Annotated in this window: 13 protein-coding genes; 9 read left to right on the top strand and 4 right to left on the bottom strand. The window is 62.8% G+C overall.

The features are described from left to right. Positions 1-104: 104 nt before the first annotated feature. The 3 genes from AC04PH_RS10035 to AC04PH_RS10025 are packed head-to-tail and all read right to left on the bottom strand — an operon-like array spanning position 105 to position 3481. Complete coding sequence (locus AC04PH_RS10035) at positions 105-1079, bottom strand: glucokinase (RefSeq protein WP_483065604.1); 975 nt, start codon at positions 1077-1079, stop codon at positions 105-107. Between the two features lie 15 nt (positions 1080-1094). After that, a complete protein-coding gene (locus tag AC04PH_RS10030) occupies positions 1095-2420 on the bottom strand; it encodes a GH1 family beta-glucosidase (protein WP_483065603.1) in 1326 nt (441 codons plus the stop codon). A 35-nt stretch (positions 2421-2455) separates the two neighbouring features. Further along, positions 2456-3481, bottom strand: a complete 1026-nt coding sequence (locus tag AC04PH_RS10025) for a substrate-binding domain-containing protein (protein WP_483065602.1) — start codon at positions 3479-3481, stop codon at positions 2456-2458. Between the two features lie 261 nt (positions 3482-3742). Between AC04PH_RS10025 and AC04PH_RS10020 the strand changes: the two genes are divergently transcribed. The 5 genes from AC04PH_RS10020 (at position 3743) to AC04PH_RS10000 (ending at position 10315) form a co-directional block, all read left to right on the top strand. Further along, positions 3743-5002, top strand: a complete 1260-nt coding sequence (locus AC04PH_RS10020; protein WP_483065601.1) for an ABC transporter substrate-binding protein — start codon at positions 3743-3745, stop codon at positions 5000-5002. A gap of 103 nt (positions 5003-5105) precedes the next feature. After that, a complete protein-coding gene (locus AC04PH_RS10015; protein WP_483065600.1) occupies positions 5106-6341 on the top strand; it encodes a carbohydrate ABC transporter permease in 1236 nt (411 codons plus the stop codon). Then, positions 6341-7495: a carbohydrate ABC transporter permease gene (locus AC04PH_RS10010; RefSeq protein ID WP_483065599.1), complete on the top strand. Its 1155-nt coding sequence runs from the start codon at positions 6341-6343 to the stop codon at positions 7493-7495. Before AC04PH_RS10015 ends, AC04PH_RS10010 begins: the two co-directional genes overlap by 1 nt. A gap of 9 nt (positions 7496-7504) precedes the next feature. Continuing rightward, positions 7505-9154 carry an alpha-glucosidase gene (locus AC04PH_RS10005; protein WP_483065598.1) on the top strand — a complete coding sequence of 550 codons (1650 nt, stop codon included), beginning with the start codon at positions 7505-7507 and terminating at the stop codon, positions 9152-9154. Between the two features lie 36 nt (positions 9155-9190). After that, positions 9191-10315 carry an ABC transporter ATP-binding protein gene (locus AC04PH_RS10000; RefSeq protein ID WP_483065597.1) on the top strand — a complete coding sequence of 375 codons (1125 nt, stop codon included), beginning with the start codon at positions 9191-9193 and terminating at the stop codon, positions 10313-10315. Between the two features lie 80 nt (positions 10316-10395). Here the strand turns inward: AC04PH_RS10000 and AC04PH_RS09995 are convergent, their stop codons facing one another. Beyond that, on the bottom strand, positions 10396-11508 hold the full coding sequence (locus AC04PH_RS09995) for a Ppx/GppA phosphatase family protein (protein ID WP_483065596.1): 1113 nt from the start codon (positions 11506-11508) through the stop codon (positions 10396-10398). A 257-nt stretch (positions 11509-11765) separates the two neighbouring features. Between AC04PH_RS09995 and AC04PH_RS09990 the strand changes: the two genes are divergently transcribed. From AC04PH_RS09990 to AC04PH_RS09975, 4 genes are all read left to right on the top strand, one after another. Then, positions 11766-12062: a virulence factor gene (locus AC04PH_RS09990; RefSeq protein WP_483065595.1), complete on the top strand. Its 297-nt coding sequence runs from the start codon at positions 11766-11768 to the stop codon at positions 12060-12062. Between the two features lie 41 nt (positions 12063-12103). Next, complete coding sequence (locus tag AC04PH_RS09985) at positions 12104-13045, top strand: methylenetetrahydrofolate reductase (RefSeq protein ID WP_483065594.1); 942 nt, start codon at positions 12104-12106, stop codon at positions 13043-13045. Then, positions 13042-14109: a methyltetrahydrofolate cobalamin methyltransferase gene (locus AC04PH_RS09980; protein ID WP_483065593.1), complete on the top strand. Its 1068-nt coding sequence runs from the start codon at positions 13042-13044 to the stop codon at positions 14107-14109. The genes AC04PH_RS09985 and AC04PH_RS09980 overlap by 4 nt, the downstream gene beginning before the upstream one ends. A gap of 84 nt (positions 14110-14193) precedes the next feature. Next, entirely contained in the window at positions 14194-14940 is a 747-nt protein-coding gene (locus AC04PH_RS09975) for an RlmE family RNA methyltransferase (RefSeq protein WP_483065592.1), read from the top strand. Positions 14941-14983 lie beyond the last annotated feature (43 nt).

The following is a 14983-nucleotide window of genomic DNA, read 5'->3' as shown; positions in this document are numbered from 1 at the left end:
GTTCTGCGTCCTGCATCTCCAGCGGTACGAGCTTATTGGCAAAAACTCGCATCATCAGCAGATGTCGCGCTGCCTGCGACCGGGCGCTACACCCACAAGGCGGTTCAGCCGTCCATCAGTGCGACGAGATGTGCGGCGGAACCCGTCAGGGCCGCGAAGTCGTCTTCGATCACGCTCACCGGGAAATTACCCATGAAACCTGCGAACCGGCCCTTGTCGCGGAAGGCGTCGCCGAAACCGAAGGTGGCGAGGTAGGGCGCGAAGGCGCGCGCGACACCGCCGACGAGGAACACGCCGCCGAAGGGCAATTGGATCAACGACAGGTTACCGCAGACCGTGCCAAGGATGCGGGTGAAGAGCCTTGCCGCCTCTGTCGCGCGGGCATCGTCGCCCGATGCGCAAGAAGCCATGATATCGGCAGCTTTCGCCTCTGCCGGATCGCCGGCTTCCTGCCCGAGAAAGGCATAGACCCGTTCAAGCCCGCGACCGGACAGCACGTCCTCCACCGCAGGAAAGCCATGTGCGGTGGAGACGAACTGGCACAGGCGCAACTCCGCCTCGGTCCGGATCGGCAGGTTGGCGTGACCGCTTTCGGATGGGGTGACGAGGCGGCCCTGTTCGGTATCGAACACCGGTGCCGCGTTGAAACCGGTGCCGACACCGACGACCAGTTTGGCCGCATGCGGTTGCGGTTCGCCACCAGTCAGGATTTCGCGGATGTTGGCGGTGTCGAGGTACCCCAGCGCATGACCTTGGGCCTGCAGGTCGTTGAGGATCGCGACGGTTTCCGCACCGGTCGCCCGTGCGAGAGTCGGCTTGTCGATGGTCCAGTCCAGATTGGTCATGGTGGCGCGACCGTCACGCACCGGCCCGGCCACGGCCACGCAGGCGGCCTTGGGATCGACAGCGTCTTCATCCGAAATATACTGGCGCAAGACCGTTTCGAGGCCCGGAAACTTTGCGTTGGCGTATTTGCGGATGCTTTCAGGCAGCACGCGGCGGCCATCGGCCAGCGCCACACGGGTATTCGTGCCGCCGATATCGGCCACGAGCGAGAGTGTATTGGGCGCATAGGTCATCGGCAGGTCCAGTCTTCAGCGGGCAAGGGCGGATTTGAGCGCGTGATAGGACGCTTTCGGCGTGCGCTTCAAGGTGTCAAAATCGACATGGATCAGACCGAACCGCTTTTCATAGCCGAAGGCCCATTCGTAGTTGTCGAGCAACGACCAGTAAAAGAAGCCTTTCACGTTGGCCCCGTCGGCCATCGCACGGCGGGTCGCACGGATATGGTCGTCGGCGTAGGCGATGCGTTCAGGGTCGTCGACCGCGCCGCCCGTCAGCACGTCGTCCCGCGCCATGCCGTTTTCGGTGACATAGATCGGCAGGTCCCCGACATAGTCCCGCGCCAGCCGGGTCAGAAAATGGTGCAGCCCGTCGGGGTAGATGTCCCAACCCATCTGGGTTTTCGGCAGGTCGCCGGGTTGCGCCACGATCCCCGGCCAGGGTGCGGCGGGGTCCTGCGTGATCATGTTGCGGGTGTAGTAGTTCACCCCCAGAAAGTCGATCGGGCGGCTGATAAGTTCCATGTCGTCCTGCCAGTTGACGGGCATATGCGCGCCAAAGCCGTCCAGCACGGATTGCGGGTAGCTGCCCTTGCTGATCGCCTCGATGAACCAGCGATTGTAGATCGCGTCCTGCAAGGCTGCACCGTCGGCGGCCTCTGGGCTGTCGTTTAGCGGTGCCGCATATTCGAAATTCAGCACGATCCCGCAGTTGTCCATGTTGCGCGCCCGCAGTCGCGCCAATGCCTCGCCATGGGCAAGGTTCACGTGATGCATCGCGCGGGCGGTGGCGCGCAGATCGCGATGGCCGGGGGCGTGGTGACCTAGGAAATGCGACAGGAAGGCGACGCACCACGGCTCGTTGAGTGTCGCGACGGATGCAACGCGGTCGCCGATCCGGTCGGTGATCACGTCGGTGAAATCGCCGAACCACTGCGCCACGTCACGGTTCGTCCAGCCGCCCAGATCGGCCAGTGCCGACGGCATCTCCCAGTGATAGAGTGTCTGAAACGGCTTTAGCCCCCGCTCCAGCACCGCATCGACGAGCCGGTCGTAGAAATCCAGACCTTCGGGGTTCGGCGTGCCGCGCCCTTCAGGCATCACGCGCGCCCAGCTGGTCGAGAACCGATAGGCATCCATGCCCGCATGTTTCAGAAAGTCGAGGTCTTCGCCGTAGCGGTGGTAATGATCGCAGGCGATGGCGCCATCCTCGGCGCGGATCACGTTGCCCGGGGTGGCGGCGAAGGTGTCCCAATGGGTCGACCCGGCACCGCCATGGGCATGGCCCTCGATCTGGTAGGCGGCTGTGGCCGCACCGAAAATGAAATCGGACGGAAAGTCGCTGCGGCTGAATTTCATTCGGTTTCCTGACGGGATTTGCTTGGGAGAGAGGTTCAGACGGGGCAGGGGCCGGTCGAGCGTCCGATCGTCAGCTCGGTTTCGAGCAGTTGGGTCGGGGGCAGGACCGTCGGGTTGGCGACGGTCGCGATCAGCATGTCGGCGAGTTTCGCGCCCGCCTCGCGCACCGACGATTGCGTCGCGGTGAAGATCGGGTGTTCACCGCCGTTGCGGATGTAGGACAGCTTGTCGTCGTGGGTCGCGATCGAGATATCGCGCCCCATCACCATGCCGCGTTCCTCGACCGCGCGGCGCGCGCCAAGGGCCACAAAAATCGACGAGGTGAGAAAGGCCGTCGGCGGTGTGGGCAGTTGCAGCATGCGGGAGGCGTTGTCGTAGCCATGACTTTCGGACATTTCGCCCGCGGCAAAATAGGCGGGATCGGTCGCGATGCCCGCCTCGGCCATGGCCGCATCGAAACCCAGCCTGCGCCGGTGGGCAAAGTCGAAGTGTTCGTTGCCATTGATCAGCGCGATCCGCCTGTGCCCAAGATCGAGCAGGTAGCGGGTGACCGTGTGAAAGGACTTGCGGTTGTTGACGTCCAGCCAGGCATAGCTGCCGGGGTTGCTGGACGACCGACCGTGCAGCACGAAGGGCAGGCCGATTTCGTGCAGCAGCGCGATCCGGGGATCGTCGATCCGGGGCGAATGCACGACGACCCCGTCGACGGACCCGCGCGCTTTGAGCCCGCGATAGACCTGTCCCTCCTGCGCGTCGGCGACTGCGGTCAGGATCATCTCATAGCCGTGCCGGGTGTAGGTCTCGCTTGCGCCTGCGATGAAGTCCCCGAAAATCGGGTTGACCATCTCGTGCTTGGCCGACACCGGGATCACGTGGGCGATGGCGAACGCGCGTCCGGTCGCCAGTCCCTTGGCCCGTGTCGAGGGGCGGTAGTCGGCCTGTGCCGCGGCCAGTGCCACGCGCTTGCGGGTCGCTTCGCTCACCTCTGGATAACCGTTGAGCGCACGGCTTACGGTGGTCTGGCTGAGACCGAGATTTTCGGAGAGCTGTTTCAGGTTCATCGTGGACGCCAACGTATGCAATGGCCCATGAAAAGGGAATATTCGATGTGATCCGGGTGGTCGCGACAGACCGTAAACGTTATAGCTCGCCCGTCACAAGAAGTTTCTGAAATGACGGACGGCGCGCATAGGGATTGCCGAGGAATGAGTTGACAGTCGGTGAAGTTTGGCCGACGTTAGGGCATCCAAAGCGCTTTGAACATGATTCTGGCGCTTGTGATGATATGACCGTGCGTATCATGCGCACATAGGGAGGAACGAATGAAACTGAACCTTTTTGCAACCGTCGCATCCGCTGCCCTCGTCGCCGGTGCGGCGCAGGCCGAACAGCTGACGGTCTTTGGCCCATGGCTTGGCCCGGACCAGGAAAACGTGGAGCAGGTGCTGGGCGCATTTGCCGAACAGTCCGGTCACGACGTCCGTTATGTCGGCTCCGACAGCTTCGAGCAGCAGATCATGATCGACGCCGAGGCAGGCTCTGCCCCCAACGTCGCCGTGTTCCCGCAGCCCGGTCTGGCGTCCGACATGGCGTCGCGCGGTTTCCTGACACCGCTGCGTGACGGCACCGCCGACTGGCTGACCGAAAACTATGCCGCCGGCCAGTCCTGGGTCGATCTGGGCACCTACGCCGACGAGAACGGCGAAGATCAGCTTTACGGCTTCTTCTACAAGGTCGATGTGAAGTCGCTGGTCTGGTACAGCCCAGAGAACTTCGAGGATGCCGGCTACGAAATCCCCGAGTCGATGGAAGACCTCAAGGCACTGTCCGACCAGATCGTCGCCGACGGCGGCACACCCTGGTGCATCGGTCTGGGGTCCGGCGGTGCGACAGGCTGGCCTGCGACCGACTGGGTCGAGGACATGATGCTGCGCACGCAGGAACCATCGGTCTATGACCAGTGGGTCAGCAACGAAATTCCGTTCGATGACGAGCGTGTCGTCGCCGCGATCGAAGAATTCGGCGCGTTCGCGCGCAACGAGGACTGGGTCGCCGGCGGTGCCGGTGCGGTTGCATCGACCGACTTCCGCGACAGCCCGCGGGGCCTCTTCGACAGCCCGCCACAGTGCTACATGCACCGTCAGGCTTCGTTCATCCCGGCCTTCTTCCCTGAAGGCACCGAAGTGGGCGAAGACGTCGATTTCTTCTACTTCCCCGCCTACGAAGGCAAGGATCTGGGTCAGCCTGTGCTGGGCGCAGGCACGCTCTGGGCCATCACCAACGAGAACGAAGCTGCCCACGAGCTGATGACGTTCCTGCAGACACCCGAGGCGCATGAGATCTGGATGGGTCTTGGTGGCTTCCTGACACCACACAAGGGCGTCGATCTGGAAGCGTTTTCTGACCCGACGCTGGGCAAGATGAACGAAATCCTGCTGGGTGCGACGACCTTCCGCTTTGACGCATCCGACCTGATGCCGGGTGCTGTCGGTGCAGGTTCGTTCTGGACCGGCATGGTCGACTATGCCGGTGGCAAGGACGCGGCCGAAGTCGCTGCCGACATCCAGGCGTCTTGGCCATAAGCCGGCGTTTCGCCGCGATCTGAGACTTGTCCGGCCCCGTGCGCGTCACGGGGCCGGTCACCAGCCATAAAATTCCGCTATTTCGCTTTGGGAGGGGTCGAATATGAATCCGGCAATTCAGGGTTTAATCACAATCATTGTCGGGGTGGGCGGGTGCGTCGCCTACTTCTACTTCTCCAACCAGTTTCTCGACCGTGTGCTGTTCCCCGCGAAGGGTGAGAACGCCGGTCGCAACATCAACCGCGCCAACCAGATCCGCCCGTGGCTGTTCCTGCTGCCCGCGATCATCGCGCTGGGGCTTTACCTTGCCTATCCCGTGGTCGCGACGCTCTGGTATTCGATGACCGACCGGACCCAGGGCGGCGCGTTCGTCGGATTCGATAACTATCGCAAGATGTCGGGCGATCCCAAGTTCTGGGAAGCCATGCGCAACAACATGCTCTGGCTGATCATCGTGCCCGCCGCGTCCACCGCATTCGGCCTTCTGGCGGCGCAGCTGACGGACCGGATCAAATGGGGCAGTTTCGCCAAATCCCTGATCTTCATGCCGATGGCGATCTCATTCGTCGGCGCTGCCGTGATCTTCAAGCTGATCTACGACACCCGCCCCGTGGATAGCAATCAGATCGGCGTGCTGAACGCGGTCTGGCTGCAATTCGAGGGTGGCATCGGGTCATTCCTGTTCCTGCGCCTGATCCCCGGCCTGCTGGTGCTGGCATTCGCCGCCGCCGTTGCTTGGGTCGGCTGGGCCATTCTGCAATCGCTGCTCAACCCCGGACACAATCGTGTCGGTATCCTGATGAAACTGCTGCGCGTGATCGGCGTCCTGCTCGCCGTGTGGGGCCTTTATCTGGCCGTAACCGGGCTGTTCGGCCTTTTCACGGCGACCCTGCCTTACGGTGAGCCGCAGCAATGGCTGACCATTCCCGGCTGGAACAGTTTCCTTCTGATGATCGTGCTGATCTGGATCCAGACAGGCTTTGCCATGGTGATCCTGTCCGCCGCCCTGCGCGGTATTCCGGAAGAAACGATCGAGGCCGCCATCGTCGACGGCGCCAACCCGTTTCAAGTGTTCTTCAAGATCAAGATGCCGCAGATCGCGGGCACGATCGTGGTGGTCTGGACGACGATCACGCTCGTCGTGCTCAAGGTCTTCGACATCGTGTTCGCCATGACCAACGGTCAGTGGGAAACGCAGGTGCTGGCCAACTATATGTACAACCAACTGTTCGTGGCGCTCGATTGGGGTGTCGGTTCGGCCTCGGCGATGATGATCATGCTGCTGGTCAGCCCGATCCTCGTCTGGAACGTCTATAACGCCCGCAAGGAGATGCGCTGATGGATAACATTGCCGGAACCAAATCCAGCCTGCAGTGGGCTGTGCAAATCTCCGTCGTGCTTTTGGTGGCACTCTGGCTGTTCCCGACCGTGGGCCTGCTGGTGTCGTCCTTCCGGACGACCGACCAGATCAGTTCCTCTGGCTGGTGGGCATCGCTGTTCCCGACCGAACAGAACCTGACCCTGCGCACCGCCGATCCGGATGACGAGGGGATACAGCAGCTGGAGGACGGTGTTTACGTCATCCGCGGCAATTTGTTCGAGGACGGGTCAGAGGCGGAAATCAGTGTCTGGGGTGCATCCAGTCGCGAGATTTCGGCCTATCAGCCCGGCGAGACCGCCGACCTTGGTGACGGCGAAACCATCACGGTCGAGGCGAACGGCGATTACGTCTGGACCGGTGAGGAAGAGCTGTCGGGCAGGGGGCAACGCGCTTTCGTCACGGCGACGACCCCGCCGGAATTCACGCTCGACAACTACCGCACCGTTCTTGTGAGCGGCAACAGCACCGACAGCATGTCGAAGGCGTTCTTCAACACGCTGACGGTGACGGTCCCTGCGACCATCATTCCCATCGTGATCGCGGCCTTTGCCGCCTATGCGCTGGCCTGGATGGATTTCCCCGGTCGCGCGATCCTGATCGCCTGCGTCGTGGGTCTGCTGGTCGTGCCGTTGCAACTGGCGCTCATCCCGCTGTTGCGGCTTCATTTGGGGATCGGCATTGGCAAGGGCTATCTGGGGGTATGGCTTGCCCATACCGGCTTTGGCCTGCCGCTCGCGATCTACCTGTTACGCAACTACATGGTCGGCCTGCCGCGTGACATCATCGAAAACGCCAAGGTCGATGGCGCGACGGATTTCCAGATCTTCACCAAGATCATCCTGCCGCTGTCGTTCCCGGCGCTGGCCTCCTTTGCGATCTTCCAGTTCCTGTGGACATGGAACGACCTGCTGGTGGCCAAGGTGTTCCTGATCGACGCGACGGGCGAGACCACGGTGATGACCAACCAGATCGTAGAATTGCTCGGCACCCGCGGCGGTAACTGGGAAATCCTGTCGACGGCGGCCTTCGTGTCGATCGCCGTGCCGCTGGTGGTGTTCTTCATGATGCAGAAATACCTCGTGCGCGGCCTGCTGGCCGGCTCGGTCAAGTAGGGAAGAACGATGAGTGTAGCAGCCCAAGCGATCCCCGACGCCGCCACCGACAAGGACTGGTGGCGCGGGGCGGTGATCTACCAGATCTATCCGCGCAGCTATCAGGACAGCAACGGCGACGGCATCGGCGATCTGGCCGGAATCGTGCAGCGGCTGCCCTATATCGCATCACTGGGTGTGGACGCGATCTGGATATCGCCGTTCTTCATGTCGCCGATGAAGGACTTCGGCTATGACGTGAGCGATTACTGCGACGTCGATCCGATGTTCGGTTCACTGGCCGATTTCGATGCCATCGTCGAGACCGCGCACCGGCTTGGCGTGCGGGTGATGATCGACCTCGTACTGTCGCATACCTCCGACGAACATCCGTGGTTTAAGGAAAGCCGCGCCAGCCGCGACAATGCCAAATCCGATTGGTATGTCTGGGCCGATCCCAAGGATGACGGCACGCCGCCCAACAACTGGCTGTCGATCTTCGGCGGATCGGCCTGGCAGTGGGACGCGCGGCGCGAGCAGTATTACCTGCACAACTTTCTCGTGTCCCAGCCCGACCTGAACTTCCACACGCCCGCCGTGCAGGATGCACTGCTGGACGTGGCACGGTTCTGGCTGAACCGGGGGTGCGACGGATTCCGTCTGGACACGATCAATTTCTACACCCACGACGCACAGCTGCGGGACAACCCGCCGCTGCCCCGCGAGAAGCGCAATGCGACCATCGCGCCCTCCGTGAACCCCTATAACCATCAGGAACACCTTTATTCCAAGAACCAGCCAGAGAACCTGGAATTCCTGCGCAAACTGCGCGCGGTGATGGAACCCTTCGGCGCTGCCGCCGTGGGCGAGGTGGGCGATGCGCAGCGCGGGTTGGAGATCATGGGCGAATACACCGCCGGCGATGACCTGATGCAGATGTGCTATGCGTTCGAGTTTCTGGCAAAAGACCAGCCGACCGCCAAGCGGATCGTCGAAGTGATGAACCGGGTCGATGAGGTCGCCGAGGATGGCTGGGCCTGCTGGGCCTTTTCCAACCATGATGTGCAGCGCCATGCCAGCCGCTGGGATCTGCCGCCTGCCGCGCAGCGGATGTATGCCACGCTGATCCTGTGCCTGCGCGGATCGGTGTGCCTCTATCAGGGCGAGGAACTGGGCCTGCCGGAGGCCGATGTCGCCTTCGATGACCTGCAGGACCCCTACGGCATCGAATTCTGGCCCGAGTTCAAGGGCCGCGACGGCTGCCGAACACCGATGGTCTGGGAGCCCAGCAACCAGAACGGCGGCTTTTCCGTCGGGCGGCCGTGGCTGCCCGTCGCATCCGAACACCTGTCGATGTCTGTCGCAGCGCAAGAGGCGGAGCCGGGCGCGCTGTTGCACCACTACCGCCGCGCCATCGCGTTCCGGCAGGCCAACCCGGCCCTTGCGGTGGGCAGCCACGACAAGCTGCGCGCGACCGACGACGTGCTCTATTTCACGCGCACCTTCGAGGGCGACACGATATTCTGCGCCTTCAACATCAGCGAAACACCGTCCGATTTCGACCTGCCCGCAGGGGAATGGTCGCCTATCGGCGAAGAACTTGGCAGCGCGCATCCGTCATCCGACGGCCGTCTGCATCTGGGACCATGGCAAGTGTGTCTTGCCCGCAAAACTGCCTGATCCGGGCACCTACAGTATTCAGGGGGGACCTTAACAATGGCCGATCTCAAACTTACGAACGTCGCGAAAACCTACGGTGGTACGGTCGATGTGCTCAAGGATATCAACCTTGATATCAAACAGGGCGAGTTGATCGTGTTCGTCGGCCCGTCCGGCTGCGGCAAGTCGACCCTTCTGCGAATGATCGCCGGGCTGGAGAGCATCACCAGCGGCGAATTGCAGATCGACGGCACCGTGGTGAACGATGTGCCGCCCGCGCAGCGCGGTATCGCGATGGTGTTCCAATCCTACGCGCTCTATCCGCATATGACCGTGCGCGACAATATGTCTTTCGCGCTGAAACTGGCGAAGAAGTCCCCCTCCGAGATCGACGCCGCCGTCGGCAAGGCCGCCAAGATCCTGCAACTCGACGAATACCTCGACCGTCTGCCGAAGGCGCTGTCGGGTGGTCAGCGGCAACGTGTGGCCATCGGCCGGTCCATCGTGCGCGATCCCAAGGTTTACCTGTTCGACGAACCGCTTTCCAACCTCGACGCCGCCCTGCGCGTCGCAACCCGGATCGAGATCGCACAGCTCAAGGAATCGATGCCCGAAAGCACGATGATCTACGTGACCCACGACCAGGTCGAGGCGATGACGCTGGCCAGCCGGATCGTTGTGCTCGATGCGCTCAAGGATAACGGCCACAAGTATTCCATCGCCCAGGTCGGCAGCCCGCTGGAACTCTACGAGACGCCGGAAAACGAATTTGTCGCGCGCTTCATCGGATCACCCTCCATGAACCTGCTGGCAGGCGAGATCGTGGAAACCGGCGAGCGGACCGGCGTCAAGATCAACGACGGCTCCGGCATCACCTATTCCAACATCAAGACGACGGCGGCCGACAAGGGTCTCAAGGTCAATGTCGGCATCCGGCCCGAGGATTTCGTGCCCGCCGAAGGCAGCGACTATGCCTTTACCGGCAAGGTCGAGATCGCCGAGGCCCTCGGCGAGGTGACGCTGCTCTATTTCGAAACGCCGACATCCGAAGAGGATACCAACGCCGTGATCGCCAAGATGGCCGGTATCCATAAATCCATGCGCGGGCAGACGGCGCAGCTGACGGCGGACCCAGGCAAGGTGCACATTTTCCACAACGGACAGTCGCTGTACTACCGGTAATCCGTCGTGATATTTTGGAAAGGGGCCGTTGCAGAATTGCGCGGCCCTTTTTTCATATTGCCCCGCAGCGTTGCGTCGCTTCAGTACGGACCCGGCTCCAGCACGCCGTCCGCCGACATCTGCTGATAAAGAAGCCCCTCGCGCAGCCCGCGGTCAGCGACCGACAGCCGGTCTGTCGGCCATAGCCGCATCAGCGCCTGCAGGATCGCGGCACCTGACATGATCAGCGCCTGCCGGTCCTTGCCGATGCGCGGGTCCTGACGCCGCCCGCCGGGACCGAGCGCCAGATAGTTGCGGATCACCGTGTCGATCTGATCGCTGGTCATGCGCAGCCCGTCCACCTTCGTCCGGTCATAGCGGCGCAGGCCAAGATGGCTGGCCGCGACCGTGGTGACGGTGCCGCTGGTCCCGATGATCTGAAATCCCTCGCGGTCCTGTTCAGAGGCCGACGGGGCGAATTCTTCCAGCCCTTCCTCGAAAAACCAGCTCATCAGGGCGAAACGTGCGCCGTCGTCCTCTACATCCGCGAACTGGTCGCGCAGCGTGGCGACTCCAAGCGGCACGGAAATCCAGTCCACCACCTTTGCGGCGGCAAAGGGGCCGGGATCGGCCCGAAACCCGGCGTGCAGCCGCATGATCGCGCGGGGGCGTTCGACGCGCGGCACGTTCGTCAGGTCGATCCAGACCAGCTCCGTCGATCCGCCGCCGATATCGACGACGAGCAATTGTTCGGTTTTGGTGCTGACCAGCGGCGCGCAGGAAATGACCGCCAGCCGGGCCTCGTCTTCCGGCGCGATGATTTCAAGGTTCAGGCCCGTTTCACGGCGGACCTTGGCCACGAAATTTGCGCCGTTCGCGGCGCGCCGGCATGCCTCTGTCGCGACCAGCCGCATCTTGCGGACGCCGTGCCTGTCCAGCTTCTGACGGCAGATACGCATGGCCGCGATCGTGCGGTTCATCGACGCGCGGGACAGCTTGCCTGTGCTTTCCAGGCCTTGGCCGAGTTGCACGGATTTTGAAAAGCTGTCGACCACATGAAACTGGCTGCCCTTGGGTTGGGCAATCAACATACGACAACTGTTCGTGCCCAGATCCAGAGCGGCATAAAGCTCCGCCGGATCGGGCGCTTTGGGTGCGGGGGTTGCGACCGCTTTGGGGAACGCGCCCGCACCTTTGGGACGCTTGGGCGCCATGACACACGCCCTCCATTTCGAGTTGTCTTCAAGCTAAGGGTTCGAAGACGATCCCGCAAGCCTTGTCGCTGTGACGTGATGAACGAAACGCATCAACTTGTTTAGGATAAAGGGGGCAGCGCAGGCTGGCCCGGCGGCGGCAGGGCGGGCATAAGGCGCGGGGTCGCTGGTGCGCGCTGCGACGTCGAAATTTGGCAGGGTGCGCGGGGCACGAGTGCTAGAACCGCAGCCAACACCGGGGTCGGAGGGAATCAACGATGGCAGATGTAACGATCGTGTATTGGCGCGACATGCCCGCACAGGTCATCGTCGGCAAGGGTCGTCGCGGGACGAAACTGCCATTGCCCGAACGGTTCGAGCAGGCCATCGACCGCGCCGCGATGAAATCCGGCGCCGCCGAGTCAGACGCCTACCTCGAAGGGTTCCGCAAGGCCGAACCGTTCAGCGTCGATGGCGCGGATGCCGATGTCGCCGCAGCCGAGGTCGCCCGGATCGACGCCGAATATGACCAGGACCGGATCAAGACCCTGATCGCAAACGACGGCTGGGCCTGACCCTGACCACCACGCACCCCTCTCGCCTTAAGGACCTCATCATGTCTTTGCTGCCCTTCCGCAAGAAACAGGCCCCCGCCGCCGACATCAACAATCCGCAGGTCGCGGCGTTCCTGCAGGATTACTCCATCGAGGTGATGCCGCGCACCGCCGAGAAGGTCGAGGATTTCCAGTCGCTGCTGCCCGCAGGCACCCGCGTCTATATCGCCCATATCGAGGGCACGCCGATCGAGGATATGGTCGCGACCGCCAAGCGGCTGAACGCCGAAGGCTACAAGGTCATGCCGCACTTTCCCGCGCGCATCATCAAGGATCGCGCGACGCTCGCCAACTGGATCGCGATGTATCAGGGCGAGGCGGACGTGAAACAGGCGCTGCTGCTGGCCGGGGGCGTCACCACTCCGCACGGCGATTTCAGCGACAGCATGCAGCTGATGGAAACTGGTCTGTTCGACGAAGCCGGGTTGGAGCGTCTGCACGTCGCGGGCCACCCCGAGGGCAACCGCGACATCGACACCGACGGCACCCGGTTGAAAGTCGACGCCGCGTTAAAGTGGAAAAACGACTTCCAGACCCGGACGGACGCGGAAATGGCCATCGCCACGCAATTCGCGTTCGAGGCGCAGCCGATTATCGAATGGGCCGACAGCCTGAAATACGCAGGCATCACCCTGCCGATCCACATCGGCATCGCGGGGCCCGCCAAGCTGCAGACGCTGATCAAATTCGCCATCGCCTGCGGCGTCGGCCCATCGCTCAAGGTGCTGCAAAAGCGCGCGATGGACGTCACCAAGCTGCTGCTGCCCTACGAGCCTGACGATGTCGTGGCCGAACTCGCCGCGCACAAGGCCGCCAACCCCGACTTCAACATCTCCAATGTGCACTTCTTCCCGCTGGGCGGGATCAAGACCAACGCCAAGTGGGCCATCGCCCATGGCGGTGACGCCGCCACACCTGCAAACCCAATGAAAGAGCCCGCATGACCCGCACCATCGTCGAATCCAAGACCAAGACCACGATCATCGGCTTCGATCAGCCGTTCTGCGTGATTGGCGAGCGGATCAATCCCACGGGCCGCAAGATCCTGAACGAAGAGCTGGAGCGCGGCGATTTTAGCCGGGTGGAGGCCGACGCGCTGGCACAGGTCGCCGCCGGGGCCAATGTGCTCGACATCAACTCCGGTGCGGTCTTCTCCAACAAGATGGCCGAAGATCCGCGCTATGCCGACAACAACTTCGTCGAACCGACGCTGATGGCCGAACTGGTCGCCCGCGTGCAGGCGGTGACCGACTGCCCGCTCTGCATCGACAGCTCGGTCCCCGGCGCGCTGGAAAACGGCCTCGCCGCAGCCGAAGGTCGCCCGCTGCTGAACTCCGTGACGGGCGAGGAGGAGCGGTTGGAACTCGTCCTACCGCTGGTCAAGAAATACAACGTGCCGGTCGTGGCGATCTCGAACGACGACACCGGCATTTCCGAAGACCCCGACGTGCGCTTTGCCGTCGCGAAAAAGATCGTGGAACGCGCCGCCGATTTCGGCATCCCGGCGCATGACATCGTGGTCGACCCGCTCGTCATGCCCATCGGGGCGATGGGTACTGCCGGTTTGCAGGTCTTCACCCTGGTCCGCCGCCTGCGCGAGGAATTGGGCGTGAACACGACCTGCGGCGCGTCCAACATCTCTTTCGGCTTGCCGAACCGGCACGGGATCAACAACGCGTTTCTGCCGATGGCGATGACCGCCGGCATGACCTCTGCGATCATGAACCCCGTGGCGCTGCCCATCGGTCCAAAGGCGATCGCCGCAAAGAAGGAAGAGGTGCTGGCCTCGGGCATCATCCTGCCGGAAGATATCGACGACGAAACCTTCGTCACGCTCTTCGGCATGGGATCGACCAAGCCGCGCGCGGGCAAGGAGATGGAGGCGATCCGCGCCGCCAACTTCCTGACCAACAACGATGCGGGCGGTGGCGAATGGATCCGCTTCAACCGCGCCCCGGTGAAAGAGGGTGAGGGCCGCGCCCGCACCGGGCGTCGCGCGCGCCGCTAAAGCCCTTAAATTCACAGGCCCGATGGGCTATGTGCTTGGCAGCCCCGTCACGGCGGGGCTGTTTTGCGTTTCAAAGGCGGCATCATGGCAAAGACACCGGGCAAGAAGAACACCAGCGGGCGCGGCCAGCGCGACCTGCACGTCAAGGTGAAATCCGCTCGCGGGCGCAAGCTGTCGTCGACGCAATGGCTGCAACGGCAGTTGAACGACCCTTACGTCGCGCGCGCCAAGAAGGACGGCTATCGCGGACGTGCGGCCTACAAGATTCTGGAGCTGAACGAAAAATACCAGTTTCTGATCCCCGGCGCGCGCGTAGTCGACCTTGGCTGCGCCCCCGGCGGCTGGTTGCAGGTGGCCGTGCCGCGCATCAACGCGCTCGGCACCCGGACGAGCAAGGCTGTGGGCAAAATCGTTGGCATCGACCTGCAAGAGGTGGAGCCGGTTCCCGGTGCCGACATCTACCAGTTGGATTTTCTGGATGACGGCGCAGATAGGCAAGTCATGGACTGGCTCGGCGGTCCGGCGGATGTGGTGATGTCCGACATGGCCGCGTCCTCCTCGGGCCACAAGCAGACCGACCATTTGCGCATCATCGCTCTGTGCGAGGCGGCGGCCTATTTCGCCTTTGACGTTCTGGAAGAGGGCGGCACATTCGTCGCAAAAGTTTTGGCCGGCGGGGCCGAGGGCGAATTGCAGAAACTGCTGAAAGCGCGGTTTACCAAGGTCGCCAACGTCAAACCGCCATCGTCACGATCCGACAGTTCGGAAAAATTTGTGGTGGCGACGGGGTTCAGGGGCAGGGGTGAAGCTGACCCAGAGGGCGGCGTCTGACTGCGGGCGGCGCGAAGCGTCCGCCCATGGGGGCGGGCAGACG

It is taken from the genome of Yoonia sp. KMU-150 (assembly GCF_056858355.1).
This window is presented reverse-complemented; position numbering and strand designations above follow the sequence as displayed.